Source organism: Campylobacter concisus (assembly GCF_001298465.1).
GTDB lineage: Bacteria > Campylobacterota > Campylobacteria > Campylobacterales > Campylobacteraceae > Campylobacter_A > Campylobacter_A concisus.
This window is the reverse complement of sequence record NZ_CP012541.1, coordinates 171,870-189,781: the sequence shown is the minus strand read 5'-3', so window position 1 is coordinate 189,781 and position 17,912 is coordinate 171,870. Positions and strand designations below refer to the sequence as shown.

The window sequence follows — 17,912 nt, the reverse complement described above, 5'->3', positions numbered from 1 at the left end:
CTTGACCCTAACTAAAATGTATATTTAAAAGTCGTACCAAGGATCTGGATCTTGCCAGTTTCAAACTCGCCTGATATTTTTCCAGCAGCTGTTGAAATACCTGTTGCGCGCTTTTTGTCACGATGTTGATAAACATATCCAACTGCCATTTCAAGATTTGGTGTAAATTTATAATTTACTCCAAAAGAATATACCTTAGATGTGGTATTTGGAAGCTCTAAGCCAGTATGCTTGCTGCTTGTAATATCTTCATCATAGGCAAAGCCAGCCATTAGTCTAAATTTTTCATTTACGTCGTAGGCAAGACCTAGCCTATATGTATTTGTATCTTTTGCATTTTTTATGACTGGATCATCCATGAATCTTGCAAAAGCTGGATGCGAGTGAGCTGGACCTTTATCCATGTATTCAAAGTCATAGCCTTTAAATTTAGACCAATAAGTCCTCTCAAAAGCTAGTAAAAGAGTAAAGTCGCTAAATTTATATCCAGCAGCAAGCACAAGCTGAGCAGGAAGTGGGATCTCGACTTTTGTTTTGCCATGATAGCTTATGGGAGATAGCGCTCCGTTAAAATCAGCATCTGTATGGCCTTTAAGCTCTAAATTTACATTTGAGCGGTAAGTAACAGCAAAGCTTAAATCCTCAATAGGCCTATAAGTAAGCGCAACATTATAGCCATAGCCCATACCATCGCCTTTTATCTCTCTGTAGCCTATTCGTCCAAAGTCACTTGCTATCTTACCTTTGGTGTAAACGCCTCTAGCACCAAGAGCAACGGCAAGCTTATCATTTATGCGGTAAGCCACGGTTGGATTTAGCTCAACAACTTGTAGCTTAAACCTTTTAGCGGTAAATGCAGTAGCTGGATCTTCCCATGATACACCAACAGCAGCAGGAACGGCAAGAGCTAAACCAAATTTCCAGTTTTCATAAATTTCTGGCGTTACAAAACTAAATGTACCAGCTAGCGAGTCAAATTTTTCTGACCTATAGCTTTTGCCACTATCACTTTTAAACTCGAGCTTATTTATATGAAACCAGCCAAGGGTACTTTCTATGTGATGGCGTCCATCTAAAAACATCATATTTGCAGGGTTAAAATACGCCGCATCAGCTCCAAAACTAAAGGCCACGTTACTAGCAGCAAGACCTAAAGAATCAGCACTTTGCTCAGGAACCTTATAACCTCCAGCATTTAGCAAAGTAGATGCCATAATAATGCTTAATAGCACTTTTTTCATAGTTTTTCCTTTTCAAAATTTCTTAGAATTTTTATCTCATCTTCCCAAATACTCTCGTCAATCGTCTCTAATATTAAAGGAATTTCGCCTATTTTATCATCATTTATTATATTTTTAAAAGCACTAAATCCAAGCTCACCCTTGCCAAGGCTCTCGTGTCTATCTTTTTTTGAGCCAAGTCCAAATTTTGCATCATTTAAATGCATGCCAGATAAAAATTTATAGCCAATGATCGCATCAAATTCCCCCATCGTCTTGGCGTAGGCCTCTTTACTTCTTAGATCATATCCAGCAGCAAATGCGTGACAGGTATCAAAGCAAACACCAACCCTACTCTCATCGTCTACTCGCTCTATCAAATAAGCAATCTGCTTAAAACTAAAGCCTAAATTTGATCCTTGAGCAGCTGTATTTTCGATGACTAGCTTTACGCCACTTGTGCGTTTAAGCGCCACGTTCATGCAGCTTGCGATATTATCTAAACACTCTTTTTCGCTTATTTGTTTTAGATGTGAGCCTGGGTGAAAATTTAAAAGCTCTAGCCCAAGCTTACTGGCACGATCTATCTCATCCACAAAAGCCTCAAGCGACTTTGCTCTTGCCTCCTCATCTGGATGGCCTAAATTTATCAAGTAACTGCTGTGTGGCAAAACATGCTTTGTGCTTATGCCAGAAATTTTTAGGTTTTCTTTAAACTGCTCTATTTCACTAGCACTTAGCTCTTTTGCATTCCACTGGCGTTGATTTTTTGTAAAAAGTGCAAAAGCATTTGCTCCTATTTTTGCAGCATTTAAAGGTGCATTAAACACGCCTACAGCCGCACTTACGTGAGCTCCGATGTATCTCATTTTAACTCTTTTATTATCACTCTTATTTTATTTTTGCTATCTATAAATTTGACGTAGTTGTCGCAAACCTCGTATTTTATAAAATATGAACTTAGATCTTGACTAAAACCACACTCCGTATTCAACAAGCCTTTGCCATCATAAATCTTTTCTTTTTGCAAAATTTCTTCAAAAAGGCTCTCATAATGCGGGGCTAGAAAAAATTTCTCATTAAACTCAGTCTTGTTAAAGCAAGCATTATTTATGCAAATTTTATCTCTTATGTTTATATTTGCGGTGTTTACGCCAGAGCTATAAATTTGTAAATTTAGCTCATTTTTATATTTATGGAAAAATCCAACATCATTTATCTTTATCATCGGAGAAAATAAAGTAACTTGAAAAGCTTGTGAATTTTGCGGCGTTTTAGTAGCCACGCAACCTGTAAAAATAAAAACAGACAACAAAGTAAATAAAAAATTTTTCAAAAATTTTTCCTTATTAATCTAAAATTAAGTATAAAAGAAATATAATCCCAACTTCATAACCGACATGTGGCCCATTCGTCTAGCGGTTAGGACATCGCCCTTTCACGGCGGTAACACGAGTTCGAGTCTCGTATGGGTCACCACTTCTAAAAACCAAAATCTTATCCATATAAGCTTTAAAATATAGTTAATCTTAAATATTATTTTTAATTGTTATTTTAAATTTTTATTGAACTGCGCCACTTTCAATTAAATGTGTTATTAAAATTTTAAAACCTAGAAAAATTAATATCGCTCCTCCCAAAAAGAGCGCCTTTTTCTCTAAAATTTCACCCATAAATTTACCTATATAAAAAGCAATCAAACTTAATGCAAAGCAGACTACACCGATGATGAGCGAGCTTTGAAAGATGTTTATCTCTTCAAAGCTAAGTGTGACGCCAACGGCAAGAGCATCCACACTAGTAGCAAATGCCCCATACAAAATGGTCTTAAATCCTATCTTAAGATACTCACACTCCTCTTTGTTACAGGCCTCTTTAAACATTCTAAAACCAAGAAAGCAAAGTATAAAAAATGCAATAAAATGATCAACCGAGCTTATAAATTTTGCAAAACTAACACCTAAAAGATAACCAAGAAGCGGCATAAGAAACTGAAAAAAGCCAAGTATAAAAGCAATAAATAAAATTTTATTAAGAGCTAAATTTTTATACCTTGCACCATTTGCCATATTTAGTGCCGCACTATCCATACTAAGAGCGAAGCTAAGAAGTAAAAGTTGCATAATCTTCCTTTAGAAAAAGGGTGAATTCTAGTGCAAAAAGATTAAATTTATTTTAAGTGTTTAGATATTTCTTGTATGATTTTGCTCTAAATTTTAAAAAGGAGAGAAGATGAAAAGATCTCTTGTTATTCTTTGTGGCGCACTTGCTTTAAATTTACAAGCCACAAATATGGATGATATGATAAACAAAGGCGTCAAAATCGCCACTCATGCATCAAGTGGAGATTACAAAAGCCTAGTTAGCGAGGCGCTAAATGCTGCTGTGAGCGAGCTTTCAAAAGAGGGCTTTATAAACAACGCCACAGCTAAAATCCCACTTCCAAAAAGCCTTGAAATGGCGTCAAATTTAGCCAAAAAAGTGGGCGGAGAGAAGTGGGCGCAGGATCTTAGCAAGTCGATAAACAATGCCGCGACCACGGCTGTACCAAAGGCTGCTGAAATTTTTAGCGAGAGCATAAAAAATATGAGCGAAGCAGATGTCAAAAAGCTCTTTAACGGCGGTAGTGACAGCGTTACAAAGTATTTGCAGCAAAGCTCCAGCCAAAAGCTAAAGGCAGCATTTACTCCGATCATTGAGAAAATGATGAGCGATAATAGCTTTGCGACTGCCTATAATGGGCTAAATTCTTTCATCGGCAACTCAGTAAAAAACAACGAAACGATAAAATCAGTAAAGAGCCTAGCTAAAAATTTAGGCGAAAGCGAATATGTGCCAGATGATGGCGAAGACCTAAACGCATATATCACGAGAAAGACGCTAGATGGGCTATTTAACGTTATGAGCGAGAAGGAAAAGGGGCTAAGAAGTGGCTTTAGCCTAGATAGCGGCAAAAAGGTGCTAGACTCGATATTTAAATGAGAAATTTGACCGCTCAAAACAAAGCTGACATCGCTCTTATCGTAGTTGCCATCGTTTGGGGCGCTACGTTTTTACCTATGGCAAATGCACTAAGAACAAATAGTGTCTTTGTCATGCTCTTTTGTAGATTTTTTATTTCCGCTATTTTTATGGGACTTATAGCATTTAAATTTTCTAAAATTTTTGATAAAAAAAGTGTGGTTTATGGCACTATTCTTGGCGTAGTTCTCTTTGGCTCATTTGTTGCTCAAACTTATGCTCTAAAGCTTACTTTTAGCTCAAGTGTTGCCTTTATCACAGGGCTTGAGTGTGTGATTGTGCCTTTTATGACAGCACTTATTTTTAAAAATAAAATAACCATTTTTGCTATTTTTGGTGCATTTATTGCTATTTTTGGACTATGGCTTTTAAGTGGAGCCACTCTTGCTTTAGGAGCTGGCGAGGCACTTGCCCTACTTTGTGCCATATTTTACGCACTTTACACGAGCTTAAATGGCCACTTTGTAAGAAAATGTGAGCTTTATCTACTCGTATTTGTGGTATTTCTCACCGTCTCTTTACTCTCATTTGTCTTTGCATTTATTGAAGGTAGTGTGGTGCCAAATTACGATAGGGAATTTTTTATAGCAATTTTCATCACTGCATTTATTGGCACCATTTTTTGCTACTTTGTACAAACCATCGCTCAAAGATATACAACAGCCAGCAAAGCAGCTTTATTTTTCTGCCTAGAGCCAGTTTCTGCTGGCTTTATCGGCTATTTTTTTGCTGACGAAATGCTAACACTCATACAAATTTTTGGCGCGATCTTAATAATCTTTGGAGTTATTTTTAGCGAATTTGGTAAAAAATTTTTCTCTAGGTCAAAACTAGCTTAAAAGATAAAAAGCTTCATCTGCGACTCTATCTTTTCATCTATAAACTCGCCGTCAAATTTCTCTTTTAACATCGCTAAAACCGCTTTTTCATCGTAGTTTTTAGCTCCGTTTATCTCAAGGTGCCAGCAGATATTCTCAGCAGCTTCTTGCATGCTTCGTCTTGCGATCCTTGTCTCATTTAAAATTTCACTCTTATAAGCTATGCCTTGCTCATTTAGCCATGCTTCAAGTCTATTTACAACATTTTTCTGCGAGAGAGTGCGGCCAAATTTTTCAAAAAATGGCTCAATCAAATCAGAGCTTCTAGGCTTATCCCAGCCAAGGTAGAGTTTTTGCTTTGCGATACTATGAAATTTAACAAAATCTTCATCTCTAGCAATCGCTGGACTCATCGTGCAAATCGCGATATCAAAGCGCTTTGTGGGCTTAAATTCTCTCCAAGAGCAAACCTCGCTGGTTAAATTTGTCACGCCAAATCTTTTAGCATCTTCATTTAAAATTTCTATCATATTTTTTGAGCTATCGATACCTGTTATATCTTTTGCAGTTTTTGATAAAAATATCGTCCAAACACCGGTACCACAGCCTATATCAAGAATTTCTTTACCGCTAAAATCAACTCCCCAAGCTAAGGCTTTAGCAAAAATTTGTTGCTGAATAGCACTTACTTTGCCATCAAACCTTTGATAATTTGACGCCTTTTTATCCCATAAATTTTGCATTTTAGCTCCTTATTTTTGGTTATAATTCTAGCAAAAAAGGTCAGAAATGAAAGATTTTATCTACAAAGCAATAATCCCACCACAAGCCATTGATATGCACGGACACATGAATAATGTCTATTATTTTACTCTTATGCAAGAGGCTGCATTTGCACACTCTGCAGCGGTTGGCGACACGGTTGAGGCGCAGTATAAAAGAGGCGAGATCTGGCTCATTAGAAAAAATGAAGCCAAATATATAAAAAGCGTAAAATTGATGGATGAGATAGAAATTCATACTTACACACAAGCTGAAGGCAAGGCGACTTCTTGTAGATACTTTGAGTTTAAAAAGGATGACGAGCTAATAGCAACCGGCAAGACCGAGTTTGTCTATATCGATCTAAAAACAAATCGCCCAAAAGCCATTCCGGCTGAGATAATCGCTCTTTATTCGTGATCACACTCATCACAAACGCCTTTTATCACGGCGCTTTTTATATTTTTAGCGACATTTAGATGAGGCATATCAATGTTTGTGACTTTATGACAGACATCGCAGATAAAGTACGCTTTTGCCTCATTTGCTAGTTCGTAGTAGCTTTTATGATTATTTTCAGTTTTTATGACAAGGCCCTTTTTTTCAAAAATTTCTATGCTTCTATAAAAAGTAGTTTTATTTGCATTAAGGCTTTCTAAAATTTCATCATAACTTAATGGAGTTTTGGCATTTTGCAAAATTTCAACAAGCTTTATGCGAAAAGCAGTTGCTTTGATACTATGCTCTTCTAAGAAATTTCTTGCATTCATCCTTGCCCTTTTTATTTTTTGTATATTAACGCTAAAAGTTTTAAATTTCATTTAAAAAGCACTATATTTAGGCTTTTGTTCTTTAAGTTGCAACCAAGTTGCAATCTGCTAAACTTCCGCAATATTTTTTCAAACAAAGGAGAGATGGTGAGAAAGATTTTTGTTTTTTTAGCAGTTTGCGCTTTGTCGCTTTTTGCAAAGCCAGTTGTTACGACTAGTATATTGCCTACAAAATTTTTTGTTGAGCAGATTGCTGGTGATACACTAAGCGTAAATACAATGGTTGGCAAAGGTGCTGATCCGCACACTTATGAGCCAAAGCCAAAACAGATGAAGGAGCTTGAAAAGAGCGAGCTTTACTTTGCTATTGGTATTGAGTTTGAAGATACTTGGCTAGAGCGTTTTTCAAAATCTTTTAAAAATTTACACATTGTAAAAACACAAGAAGGTATCGAAAAGATCGCTATGAGCGATGAACATGAGCATCACGAGCATCATAGCCATGACCACGAAGCTGGCGAACATCATCACCATCATCATGATGGCCTTGATCCGCACATTTGGCTTGATCCAGTTTTAGTAAAAACTCAAGCTGATAATATTGCTAAGGCATTAATAGAGAAATTCCCGCAAAATGCAAAGCTCTATGAGGAAAATTTAGCTAAATTTAAAGCTAATCTTGACGAGCTTGATAGTTTTATCAAAAATACTCTAAAAGATGTTAAAACTCGCGAATTTATCGTATATCACCCATCTTGGGGATATTTTGCAAAACGCTATAACTTAGAGCAAATCGCCATCGAGATAGAGGGCAAAGAGCCAAAGCCAGCTGAGCTAAAAGAGCTCATAGAAGAAGCTAAAGAGCACGGCGTAAAGGTCATTTTTGTAGCTCCACAGTTTCCAACAAAGGCTGCGAATTTAGTAGCAAAAGAGACTGACTCAAAGGTCATAAGCATCGATCAGCTCCCAGAAAATTGGCTAGATGAGATGAAAAAAACAGCAGAAATTTTTGCTAAGAGTCTATAAAAAATGTTAGCACGCCTGATTGTCATTTGCTTCTTTGCTATAAATGCCTTCGGGTGTGCCCTTTGCTCGCTTTATAGCCCGACCGCTCACGTGAGCGTAAAATTTGACTCAAACGAAAACAATATCACTACAATTGCTTTTTCATGGACATTTTCGCAAAATTTCTCAGAGCTTATGAGGCAAAATTTTGACCTAAATCAGGATGAAAAGATAGATGAAAGCGAGATCAAAAAGATCCGCTTAAATTTACTTGATTATCTTGTGCCAAGGCACTATTTAACGAATATTGAGCACTTTTACAAAGATGAAAATGCTACAAAGCTTGAGCTAAATTTAAAAAAGTATAAACTCTATTTTGATGAGGGCAGATTAAAATTTGATGTTAGTTTTAAAACAAATTTGCTTATCAAAGATGGCTTTGTGGTATCTGTTGAAATGGACGATAAAGAGGGATATTTTAATTTTAAATTTACACAAAATAACGCATTTTTAGTGTCAGATCAGTTTTGGACGATACCAAATCCAAATGCAAATTTAATATTTTTTACATTTTCAAGTAAGGCTGCGGCCAAAGCTCATAACGAAAAGCCTGCGTTAAAAGAGCTTCTAAAGGAGCCAAACTCAGTAAATTTTGAAGATGAAAATTTAAGCCAGATCGATAAGATCGATGAAGCTAAGTTTGATCTTGTTTCAAAAACAAGTCTAAGCATGCTTGATAGATTAAAGCAAATTCTAAGAAATTTTGATCAAAAAAGTCCGCTAACTCTGCTATTTTTAGCGCTCATATCATTTGGTTATGGCTTTTTACACGCTGCATCTGCGGGACATGGTAAGGTGCTTACAAGCTCATATTTCGCCGCAACTGGTGGAAGCTACGCCAAAGCCTTTTTCTTCTCTTTAAAGATCGGATTTTTACATGTTGTGGGTGCGTTTATTTTTGTGCTTGCTAGTTTTATGATATTACGTGAGATCAGTAGCGATCTGACAAAAGATACAGCAAGCGTTACGACAGCATTTTCTGGCGTTATTATCTTTTTTGTAGCGATTTTTATGCTTTATAAAAAGGTCAAAATTTATCTTTCAAGCAAAAAAGAGTTAAGTAAATTTTATATTTTTAGCTCAAGTTTAAGCCAAAATTTGAGTAAAAATACAAAATTTACTAGCGACTGTGGCTGTAATATCTGTACTACAAAAAAACCAAAAAACAAAGAAGAATGGCTGGTTGCGGCTGCTGCGGCACTTATTCCTTGTCCTGGCACGATACTTGTCTTTGTGCTAGCAAATGAGCTAGGCAGCTACTTTGCAGGCGTTATAAGCGGCCTATTTATGGCGCTTGGCATGAGCGCAGTGATATTTTTAGCGGCTGTTTTTGGAGCCAAGATAAATGAGAGCACAAACATTAAGTTAAAAAAGTTTAAAATCTATGCCGAATTTATGGCTCTTAGCGTTATGCTTTGGCTTGGACTTTTTATTTTTACTACGACATTTACGCAAAAGAGTCTGTTTTGAAAGAAATTATAAAAATTAGAAATTTAAACTTTAGCTACGATAAGCAAGTGGTTTTAGAAGGTATCAATTTAGATTATAGTAGCGATGAGTTCTTAGCTATCATCGGTCCAAATGGTGGTGGTAAAAGTACGCTTTTAAAGCTTATTTTAGGGCTGCTTAAGCCTCAAAGTGGCGAGATAAAGCTCTTTGGAAAAGAGCCAAGCGAAGTTAGTAAATTTATAGGTTATGTGCCTCAAAATTTTCTCTCAAATCAAAGCTTTCCGATGATGGTTTTAGAAGTAGTTTTAATGGGGCTAATCGATAAAAAAATTTTTGGTTTTTACTCGCAAGCTGAGAAACAAATGGCTCTTGGTGCCCTTGAGAAAGTTGGCATGAAAGAATTTGCAAGCGCTAGAATTGGTGAGCTAAGCGGTGGCCAAAGACAGCGAGTATATATCGCAAGAGCGCTTTGTGCAAATGCAAAGGTTCTCGTTTTAGACGAGCCAACAGCCAGTATCGACACAAAGGGTCAGGCTGAAATTTATGAAATTTTAAAAAATATAAATACAAGTGGTGTTGGCGTAGTTTTGGTAAGTCACGATCTAAATATCGTGCTAAATTATGCTACGAAAATCGCCTATGTGAGTAAAAATTTACATATCCATAAAACTCATGAAGATACCGCAAAAAGAGAATTTATAGAGCATTTAGCAAAATCTCATAGCCATTTTTGCGATGTCGAGATCGCACTTGGCGAATGTGAGTGCAAAATCAAAAGTAATGTTTTTAAGCTAAAGAGATGAAATGAGTGAAATTTTAGAGTTAAATTTTATGCAAAATGCCTTTATTGCTGGCATTTTAGTTAGTATCATTTGTGGGCTCATAGGCTCGCTCGTTGTTATAAATAAAATGACTTTTATCGCTGGCGGCATCGCGCACGGAGCGTATGGCGGCATCGGACTTGCCTTTTTCTTCTCGCTCGAACCACTTCTTGGAGCTAGCATATTTTCACTCTTTTTAGCCCTTATAATCGCCACTATCACGTTAAAAGATAAAACCAACATCGACTCAGTTATCGGTGCTATTTGGGCATTTGGCATGGCTATTGGTATCATTTTTATCGATTTAACTCCGGGATACAATGCCGATCTTATGAGTTATCTTTTTGGCTCTATCTTAGCAGTGAGTGGGCAAGATATAACATTTATGAGTATTTTAGATATCTTATTTTTAGCACTCATTGCCCTTTTTTATCGTCAATTTGTAGCTATTAGTTTTGATGCAGAATTTGCAAAGCTGCGCGGCGTAAATACAACATTTTTTCACTATTTATTAGTATGTATGATGGCACTTTGTGTGGTGGCTACGATCCGTGTTGTTGGGCTGATTCTAGTCATCGCTCTTCTTACTATACCGCCATATTTAGCACAAATTTTTGCCAAAAGACTGGGACTGATGATGCTAATCTCCACTATCTTTTCAGTCGTTTTTTGCTTTAGCGGTCTATTTATTAGCTTTTATTTTAACCTAACAGGCGGAGCTAGCATAATCTTAGTTGCTTCACTTTGCTTTTTTGCTTTTTGTTTTAAATTTAAAAGCTTACGTCAGTAGCCCTTCTTAACTGATAAAGTGTCCAAAAGACAAAACAAATGGCTGTGAGATAAACACTAAAAAATAGGGCCAACCATATAAATTTTATCTCAAGACCAAAATAGAAGACTACCACGTAAAAAAGTGATCCTTGAAGCACAAATTGCCTAAATCCATTTAGCAAAAAGATGGCCACTGGGCGTTTTATGGCCTGAAGAGTGCTGCCTGAGACATTTATCGTGCCATAAGCTACGTAAGCAAGAGAATTTATACCAAGATAAAGCCCTGCTATCTCCAAAACTGCCGGCGTATCATCAAAAATTCTTATCATATCTTCACCAAAAAATCTAATAAAAACGCAAGCAAATGCACAATAAATAAGTAAAAAAAGAAGCGAAATTTTATAGCATTGCTTAGCTCTTTTAAAATTTTTAGCGCCATAGTTTCTTGAAACGATACTTAAAACTGCTGCGGCCATACCAATGGTCGGCAATACCAAAATTTGCTCTATCCTTAAAGCTATACCATATCCCGCTACGGTATTTACGCCATAGTAGCTTATAAATTTTAAAAGTACAAGTGAGCCAAGCGACATCGATAGATAGTTTAAGCAAGCTGGTAGAGCTTGCTTTGTAATCTTTGCCCAAATGCTAAAATTTGGCACAAAATAGCTTAAATTTCTTGGCTCGATCATCTTAGCCTTTTTAACTTTTACAAAAAGGTAGATCATGCCCAAAAGCTGAACACTCGCTGTTGCTAGAGCAAGCCCTTTTACACCAAGATCCAAAATAAATGCAAAAAAGTAGCAAAAAAATGCATTGATAAAAAGGCCATAAAATAGCCAATCGCGGTAACTTTTTGTATCTCCAAGTGACACAAGCACGCCGTTTAGAGATTTGATAATCAAGAAAAATGGTGCAGCAAGAAAGATAACACCCGCGTAATCAAGCGCCTCTTTTAAATAGTGATGATCAGCTCCTAAAAAAGTGAGTAAATTTGGTGCTAAAAAATAGCCACAAAACCCCATAAAAATAGCAAATACCAGCACAAAAGTAACTCCATTTGCCGCATAAAATTTAGCCATTTTTATCTTTCCTGCTCCAAGGCTATTGCCTATTAGCGCAGTTAGTGCTGAGCCAAAACCAAGCCCAATGCCCACAATACTTAGATAAAGTAAAAAGCTCATAGCCATACCAGCTACGGCAAGGGTAGAAATTTTTGCTGCAAAAAATGTGCCAGTGACGTTATAAAGAGTATTAAACATCATTGCGGTGCCAGCCGGAAGCGAAAGCGAGATGATGAGCTTATTTAACGGGTCTTTTAGTAAATCCATGCTTTGATTTTACGTTTTTTATCTTTAAAATTTGCAAAGAAGAAAATCAACTAAATTTAATAAAAAGCCATTACTCATTAGCATAGTTAAGATTTGATATCTTTTGGCAACGCATTAAAACTTAGAAAGCTTATTTTTATGTATATAAATTATTTGTGTAAAAATTCGTATTTCTATCAGTCTTTGTTATATTAAAAATTTAGTAAGCTAAATATCATAAAAAGCAAGGAAATACCTTGCTAAAAATTTTATTTATATTTTATGCCCATGCCGCCAAATTTAAGCGTATTAGCTGTCTTATTGTCGCTACTTTCGATTAGAGCTTTAACATCTACTAGTCCTGGCAATCCCCAAACTTGTTCACAAAGACCACCTGTTTTTATAGTAATGCCTATTTCACCACTAGTGTTATTTCCAGGACGTACCTCTAAACACTCATCATTTTTTGCTTTTACTGGTATTTTTACATTTGACATTTTTTTGACAGCTTCTTTAATATCCGAATTACTAGCAAATTCGCCTTGTGAAGTGTAGTAAGAACCCAAATCAGCAATAAGTGTTTGTATATTTGTAGCAGTTTTTGCTATCTCTGCATCATCCCTTGTTGCAGCTAGTTTTGGTATAGCAACCGCGGCTAATATACCCAATATAACGATCACGAAGATCAACTCAATCATCGTAAAGCCTTTTTTCATGACTTCTCCTCCCTGAAATATAAATATTTTCTAAATCGAGCGAATTGTATCATAAATTTCAAAAAACAATAAAATAATGTACTATATAAAAAATCAAAAATTTGCCGATATAAAAAAGAAAATTAAAAATTAGGGGCGTTATGAAGGGCGTTATACTTTGTCTATTTATCATCACGATTTCATTTTGTAAATATGAATCCTATAAACCTCTCACGGTAGTAAAATATAATGAAGAAAAGGCTCTGCTTGGTAAAAAACTCTTTTTTGACAAAAGACTAAGCCCAAATGAAAACTACTCTTGCCAAACTTGTCATAACTTGTATTGGAATTTAAGCGGAAGCAACCAAGATAGCATGGAAAAAGGCACTTTAAATCCTCCAACCATATTAAATGCTGCAGCAAACTATCTATTTTATAGCGATGCAAAGATTAGCAATTTAAAAGATCAAGTAAAAGAGTCCATAACTTCTAGAATAGAACTAAACTCGGATAACGACAAGATAGTGGATTCTGTAAATAATATCTCTGAGTACAAAATTTTATTTAAAAAAATTTATAATGACGGCATTAATTTTGATAATATTGCAGATGCAATAGCTGAGTTTGAGAAGGCTGTCTTGAGTGTTGATTCGCCATTTGATCGTTTTATATCAGGTGATAACAATGCCATAGATGATAGTGCAAAGAAAGGATTTGAGATATTTAATAATATAGGCTGTGCCGCTTGTCATAATGGTAGAAATTTAGGAGGAAATTTGACACAAGATATTGGCCGAGAAAGAATTTCTGCCTTAGATACAAGCAAAAGATTAAGAAGAGTACCATCACTAAGAAATATTACAAAAACTGCCCCATATTTATCTCATGGAGAGATAAATGATCTAAAAGAGGCTATAAGCTTTATTGGTAACTATCAGCTAGGATATGAGCTTAGCAAAGATGAAATTGATGCTTTATACTCATTTTTTCTTACATTAAATGGTAAAAAGCCTAGGATACTAAATGAGTACTAAACGAATAAGAACCATACTTAGCGTCTTAGTAGCTATATTTTTCATTAGTGCTTTTTTTATATATAAAGCAAATATAGCCATTGATACGGCTCATAAATTTGATGACGGGATTTTAAATCTAAAATTTATAGACAATGAGATAACTTTTTCTTTAAATAATATTTATGATGTCTCAAACTACGACAAACTCAATGCTGACATAAATTCTTTTGATACAAATTTGAGTAACCTTTCAATGCTTAGTGATGAGATGATGTTGTTTTATCAAAATGAAATAACAAAAGATCTACAAAGTATAAGAGATGTATTTATTAAAAAAGTATTTTTTACACAAAGATCAGCTTATGTAAACTCATCTATAGATTCTTATATCCAAATAAGTCAATATGAGATACAAAATCTCGCACTTCTAAATAAGCTTGAGCCTATATTTTATGCGATAAAAGGTGCTTTGATGCTTAGTCCTGAAGTAATAGATGAAATTTCAAAGCAAATAAAAATGTATAAAAACGAGTATAAAGATAACAAAAAAGCCCAAAGCGTATTAGACAAAATACTTTATGCGACTCAAGCTACAAAAACTTTACATACAATCTCAAATAGTGCAAAAGAACTACATCTTGATATTCTAATAGAAAATTTTAGAAATAAAGTTCTAGAAATTCACTCTGACGCAGTTGGTAACACAAAAATAGCTCAGACAATTTGCTTGCTTACATTTATAATATTTTGTACATTTGGCCTCTTTCAAATTAAAATAGCCTCAGGACGCTTAAGACAGATAAAACTCCTAAGTTCTACAATTGAAAACGATCATAGTTCTATTATCTATTGTGACAAAGACAATAGAATTTCATATGTAAATAAAACCTTTGAAGAAAAAACTGGCTACAAGCTAAAAGAATTAATAGGCAAAAACCCTAGAATACTAAAATCATATATGCACCCGCAAAGCTTTTATGAATCCATAAAAGAGGCTGTGCAAAAATCTCTACCTTGGGAGAGCGATGAGCTTATAAGTAGAACAAAAAGCGGTGATTTTTTATATGAAAAGGTAAAATTTTCACCATTTTTCTTTAAGAATAAATTTGAGGGCTATATAGCGGTAAAACTTGATAGGACTAAAGAGACACTGATATTAAACGAGCTAACCCAAAAAAATGAACAAATAAAAATACAATCTTCAATCGATAAGCTAACAGGCTTTGGCAACTACTTTGCTTTAACTGAAATTTTAGACGCACAAAAAGATGGAGTGCTCATTTGCTTAAGCATTAAGAATTTTAAAATTTTAAGATTCTTTTATCAAACTAAGATTATCGATGCAATGCTAAAAGCAGTAGCTGATACACTAAAGCTTTGCATAGATACTTCTGAGATAAAAGCAAAGCTATTTAGATTTCAAGATGACGCATTTTATATGTGGTATGAAGGCGATAATATCGTAAGAGATATTGAATATATTAGAGAATATTTTGGCTCAAATAGAATAAATGTAGCTATTGATGAAAAATTTGAAAATTTACCAGGCATAAAGATAGTATTTGGTGTTTCATTGCCAAACGATACCCCACAAACTAACCGCCTAATGCAATCAGTCCTTGCAAATCAGCTCGCAATAGAAAATGGTAGCAATATTTACTACTACCTAGAAAATGACGCCATTGAGATGAAATATCACAAAAACCAGCTGGCAGTTCAGCTAATTGAAGATGCGTTAGAAAACGATAGAGTCATCGTAGAAGCACAAGGCATCTTTAACTTAGAAGAAAATGAGACCGAAGCAAAGTATTATGAAGTTTTGGTTCGTATAATCGATCAAAATGGTAAGATACACTATCCGGGCGAATTTTTAGATATTGCCATGAAAACGCAACTATATCCGCAAATAACCAAAAAGGTGATAAGTCTTGCGTTTGATCTAGCCAAAAGATATCCAGATTATATGTTCTCAATAAATTTATCAATTACCGATATTGCTGATGCTAGTATGAGAGAGCTTATAGAGAGCAAGCTAAACGAGTGTAAAGATCCTAATAAAATTTGCTTTGAAATGCTAGAGAGCGAAGAGCTTAGCGACTATGTTGCGGTAAATTCTTTCATAAAACGCGTCAAGGGCTATGGATGTAAAATTTCTATTGATGACTTTGGCTCAGGATATTCAAACTATTACCGAATTTTGGAGCTTGATATAGACACCATAAAAATAGACGGCTCGATAATCAAAAAGCTTCCATTTGATGAAAATGCTAGAGTTCTAGTAGAAACCATCGTAAGCTTTGCAAAAAAACAAGGCTACAAAATAGTAGCCGAGTTCGCAAGCTCAGAAGAAATTTTAAATCAAATCAAAAATTTTGGAATACCTTATGCACAAGGTTTCTTACTGGGCAAGCCTCGTAGAATGGAATAGTGGCTAAATTTCTATATCTATCCCAACTGGGCAGTGATCGCTACCTGTGATCTCTGGCAAGATAAATGCGTCTTTTAGCCTATCTTTTAATCCTTGTGAAATAAAGAAATAATCAATTCTCCAGCCGACATTTTTAGCCCTTGCATTAAAGCGGTAGCTCCACCACGAGTAAGCGTCCGCTACGTCGCCATTTATAGCTCTAAAAGTATCTATAAAGCCACTTTTTAGCACCTCATCTATCCACGCTCGCTCAATAGGCAAAAAGCCTGAAGTTTTGGCATTTGCCTTTGGATTTTTAAGGTCGATCTCACGGTGAGCGGTATTTACATCGCCGCAAAATATTACCTCTTTGCCGCTTTTTATAAGCTCTTTGCAGTAAGCTAGAAATTTCTCGTAAAAGTCCATTTTATAGGCTAACCTTTCGTCATCCTTTTGACCGTTTGGAAAATAGATATTAAAAAGCACGATATCATTAAATCTATGTTCCAAAACACGCCCCTCCGTATCGTCAAAAAAAGCTGCCTTTTGTGTAGAAATGTCAAAATTTGCTAGGCTCATCACGCCAGAGTATCCAGCCCTCTCACCCGAGTTTACACTGATATCTTTAAAGCCAAGGTTATAAATTTCCTTTGGCACGTCACTTTCTTTGACTTTAATCTCTTGAAGCGCTAAAAAATCAGGCTTTTGCTCCGTAAGCCACGCGAAACCATCCTTTGTTACAAGTGCTCTAAGGCCATTTACATTCCAGCTAATAAGTTTCAAATTTCATCCTTTTTTTAATTATAATTATGCCAAAAATCACAAAAAGGAAAATTATGAGAAACCAGCCAGAGTATAAATTTTTTAAAAATTTTGGCTATGCAAGAGAGGGTTTGGCTGAAATTTTTAAAAATGAAAAGAGCTTTCGTATAGAAATTTGCATATTTTTATTAGCAGCACTATCGCTATTTTTTTGGAATTTTGACCTTGTTTTTAATCTATTTTTGATTTTTAGCATGGCATTTGTGCTAGTTTGCGAGTGCCTAAACTCAGGTTTAGAGCGAGTAACTGATCTTGCAAGCCCAGACTATCACGCCCTAGCAAAGGCAGCAAAAGATGCAGGAAGTGCGGCTGTGATGATCGCAAATTTCTTATGTGGCGCGCTTTGGTGCGTGGCGATAGGATATAAAATTTGGAGCTAGCATGAATGAAGAAATTTATAAGGCAATCATTGGCGAGAAAAAGGTAGAAATTATAAATTTGCTAGTTAAAAGCTGCGATAAAAATGGCTTTATTGTAGTAAAAATTTCAGAAATTTGTGAAAAGCTAGATGTGAGCAAACCAACCGTAATAAATACCTTTAAGCTGCTTGAAGAGAAGAAAATTTTTGAGAGAGTGAAAAATGGAGTTTATAGATTTAAAAATTTATAGTGGCGAGCAAACGCCTGCCACATCTTTTTAACTGATACTCTCAGTAGTGATCATGCTAAATGTCAAGCGGTCAGTTATCACGACTGGGCCTAGACGAATGGCTCATGAACGCCACCTACATTCTCGCCAGATGCATATAAATTTGGTATAGGCATAGCCGTTTGAGAGCTTATGACTTGGGCTTTTGTGTTGATATTTAACCCGCCCATTGTGTGGTGAACTTTTGGCGTGCCATGCTCTGCTTAAAATGGCAGATAGGCTATAAAAGTAAAAAAATAATATAAATTTTAGTTATAAATTTTCTAAAAAATATTCACTACGACTTATTTAAATTTATAATTTCGTTGATAAATTTT

General features: G+C 35.4%; 20 protein-coding genes, 1 tRNA gene and 1 pseudogene. 12 read left to right on the top strand and 10 right to left on the bottom strand.

What is annotated here, in order from left to right; genetic code table 11:
- Positions 1-11 precede the first annotated feature (11 nt).
- From CCON33237_RS00910 to CCON33237_RS00900, 3 genes are read right to left on the bottom strand one after another with little or no spacing between them, the layout of a single operon-like run.
- On the bottom strand, positions 12-1,241 hold the full coding sequence (locus CCON33237_RS00910) for an OmpP1/FadL family transporter (RefSeq protein ID WP_054196002.1): 1,230 nt from the start codon (positions 1,239-1,241) through the stop codon (positions 12-14).
- Positions 1,238-2,089, bottom strand: coding sequence for a deoxyribonuclease IV (nfo, locus tag CCON33237_RS00905; RefSeq protein WP_054196001.1), 852 nt, complete (start codon positions 2,087-2,089; stop codon positions 1,238-1,240). Before nfo ends, CCON33237_RS00910 begins: the two co-directional genes overlap by 4 nt.
- Complete coding sequence (locus CCON33237_RS00900; protein WP_054196000.1) at positions 2,086-2,556, bottom strand: hypothetical protein; 471 nt, start codon at positions 2,554-2,556, stop codon at positions 2,086-2,088. The genes nfo and CCON33237_RS00900 overlap by 4 nt, the downstream gene beginning before the upstream one ends.
- A 68-nt stretch (positions 2,557-2,624) precedes the next feature.
- On the opposite strand from CCON33237_RS00900, the gene CCON33237_RS00895 reads away from it, so the two are divergent.
- Positions 2,625-2,699, top strand: a tRNA-Glu gene (locus CCON33237_RS00895).
- A gap of 83 nt (positions 2,700-2,782) precedes the next feature.
- Here CCON33237_RS00895 and CCON33237_RS00890 read toward each other — a convergent pair.
- Positions 2,783-3,343, bottom strand: coding sequence for a manganese efflux pump MntP (locus CCON33237_RS00890; protein WP_054195999.1), 561 nt, complete (start codon positions 3,341-3,343; stop codon positions 2,783-2,785).
- 109 nt (positions 3,344-3,452) lie between these two features.
- On the opposite strand from CCON33237_RS00890, the gene CCON33237_RS00885 reads away from it, so the two are divergent.
- Entirely contained in the window at positions 3,453-4,202 is a 750-nt protein-coding gene (locus CCON33237_RS00885; protein ID WP_054195998.1) for a DUF4197 domain-containing protein, read from the top strand.
- Positions 4,199-5,080, top strand: a complete 882-nt coding sequence (locus CCON33237_RS00880) for a DMT family transporter (protein ID WP_054195997.1) — start codon at positions 4,199-4,201, stop codon at positions 5,078-5,080. Before CCON33237_RS00885 ends, CCON33237_RS00880 begins: the two co-directional genes overlap by 4 nt.
- Here the strand turns inward: CCON33237_RS00880 and CCON33237_RS00875 are convergent.
- The gene (locus tag CCON33237_RS00875; RefSeq protein ID WP_054195996.1) at positions 5,077-5,802 is read right to left on the bottom strand and encodes a class I SAM-dependent DNA methyltransferase; all 726 of its coding nucleotides are present in this window, start codon (positions 5,800-5,802) and stop codon (positions 5,077-5,079) included. The two genes, CCON33237_RS00880 and CCON33237_RS00875, sit on opposite strands and share 4 nt — an antisense overlap.
- A gap of 46 nt (positions 5,803-5,848) precedes the next feature.
- Here CCON33237_RS00875 and CCON33237_RS00870 point away from each other — a divergent pair, with 46 nt between their 5' ends.
- On the top strand, positions 5,849-6,241 hold the full coding sequence (locus CCON33237_RS00870; RefSeq protein ID WP_054195995.1) for an acyl-CoA thioesterase: 393 nt from the start codon (positions 5,849-5,851) through the stop codon (positions 6,239-6,241).
- On the opposite strand, the gene CCON33237_RS00865 is transcribed toward CCON33237_RS00870, so the two are convergent.
- The gene (locus tag CCON33237_RS00865) at positions 6,232-6,591 is read right to left on the bottom strand and encodes a Fur family transcriptional regulator (RefSeq protein WP_054197362.1); all 360 of its coding nucleotides are present in this window, start codon (positions 6,589-6,591) and stop codon (positions 6,232-6,234) included. The genes CCON33237_RS00870 and CCON33237_RS00865 overlap by 10 nt on opposite strands.
- Before the next feature lie 147 nt (positions 6,592-6,738).
- Between CCON33237_RS00865 and CCON33237_RS00860 the strand changes: the two genes are divergently transcribed.
- Genes CCON33237_RS00860 through CCON33237_RS00845 form a run of 4 tightly spaced genes read left to right on the top strand, consistent with a single transcriptional unit; the run spans position 6,739 to position 10,716 of the window.
- Positions 6,739-7,617 carry a metal ABC transporter solute-binding protein, Zn/Mn family gene (locus CCON33237_RS00860; RefSeq protein WP_054195994.1) on the top strand — a complete coding sequence of 293 codons (879 nt, stop codon included), beginning with the start codon at positions 6,739-6,741 and terminating at the stop codon, positions 7,615-7,617.
- Positions 7,618-7,620: 3 nt separating this feature from the next.
- Complete coding sequence (locus CCON33237_RS00855; protein WP_054195993.1) at positions 7,621-9,126, top strand: nickel/cobalt transporter; 1,506 nt, start codon at positions 7,621-7,623, stop codon at positions 9,124-9,126.
- Entirely contained in the window at positions 9,123-9,908 is a 786-nt protein-coding gene (locus CCON33237_RS00850; protein ID WP_054195992.1) for a metal ABC transporter ATP-binding protein, read from the top strand. The genes CCON33237_RS00855 and CCON33237_RS00850 overlap by 4 nt, the downstream gene beginning before the upstream one ends.
- Before the next feature lies 1 nt (position 9,909).
- A complete protein-coding gene (locus tag CCON33237_RS00845) occupies positions 9,910-10,716 on the top strand; it encodes a metal ABC transporter permease (protein ID WP_054195991.1) in 807 nt (268 codons plus the stop codon).
- Here CCON33237_RS00845 and CCON33237_RS00840 read toward each other — a convergent pair.
- On the bottom strand, positions 10,697-12,028 hold the full coding sequence (locus tag CCON33237_RS00840; RefSeq protein WP_054195990.1) for an MATE family efflux transporter: 1,332 nt from the start codon (positions 12,026-12,028) through the stop codon (positions 10,697-10,699). The genes CCON33237_RS00845 and CCON33237_RS00840 overlap by 20 nt on opposite strands.
- A gap of 248 nt (positions 12,029-12,276) precedes the next feature.
- Complete coding sequence (locus CCON33237_RS00835; RefSeq protein WP_054195989.1) at positions 12,277-12,723, bottom strand: type II secretion system protein; 447 nt, start codon at positions 12,721-12,723, stop codon at positions 12,277-12,279.
- 140 nt (positions 12,724-12,863) lie between these two features.
- Between CCON33237_RS00835 and CCON33237_RS00830 the strand changes: the two genes are divergently transcribed.
- Both CCON33237_RS00830 and CCON33237_RS00825 read left to right on the top strand, forming a co-directional pair.
- On the top strand, positions 12,864-13,736 hold the full coding sequence (locus CCON33237_RS00830) for a cytochrome-c peroxidase (protein ID WP_054195988.1): 873 nt from the start codon (positions 12,864-12,866) through the stop codon (positions 13,734-13,736).
- Positions 13,726-16,146: a bifunctional diguanylate cyclase/phosphodiesterase gene (locus CCON33237_RS00825; protein WP_054195987.1), complete on the top strand. Its 2,421-nt coding sequence runs from the start codon at positions 13,726-13,728 to the stop codon at positions 16,144-16,146. Before CCON33237_RS00830 ends, CCON33237_RS00825 begins: the two co-directional genes overlap by 11 nt.
- A 3-nt stretch (positions 16,147-16,149) precedes the next feature.
- Here the strand turns inward: CCON33237_RS00825 and CCON33237_RS00820 are convergent, their stop codons facing one another.
- Positions 16,150-16,908, bottom strand: a complete 759-nt coding sequence (locus CCON33237_RS00820; RefSeq protein WP_054195986.1) for an exodeoxyribonuclease III — start codon at positions 16,906-16,908, stop codon at positions 16,150-16,152.
- Between the two features lie 53 nt (positions 16,909-16,961).
- On the opposite strand from CCON33237_RS00820, the gene CCON33237_RS00815 reads away from it, so the two are divergent.
- Both CCON33237_RS00815 and CCON33237_RS00810 read left to right on the top strand, forming a co-directional pair.
- Positions 16,962-17,327 (top strand): diacylglycerol kinase, encoded by a 366-nt coding sequence (locus CCON33237_RS00815; RefSeq protein WP_054195985.1) that lies wholly within the window; start codon positions 16,962-16,964, stop codon positions 17,325-17,327.
- 1 nt (position 17,328) lies between these two features.
- Positions 17,329-17,556: a replication/maintenance protein RepL gene (locus CCON33237_RS00810; RefSeq protein ID WP_054195984.1), complete on the top strand. Its 228-nt coding sequence runs from the start codon at positions 17,329-17,331 to the stop codon at positions 17,554-17,556.
- 27 nt (positions 17,557-17,583) lie between these two features.
- On the opposite strand, the pseudogene CCON33237_RS09405 reads toward CCON33237_RS00810, so the two are convergent.
- A pseudogene (locus tag CCON33237_RS09405) lies at positions 17,584-17,798 on the bottom strand (FAD-binding protein); the annotation flags it as partial.
- Between the last annotated feature and the right edge of the window lie 114 nt (positions 17,799-17,912).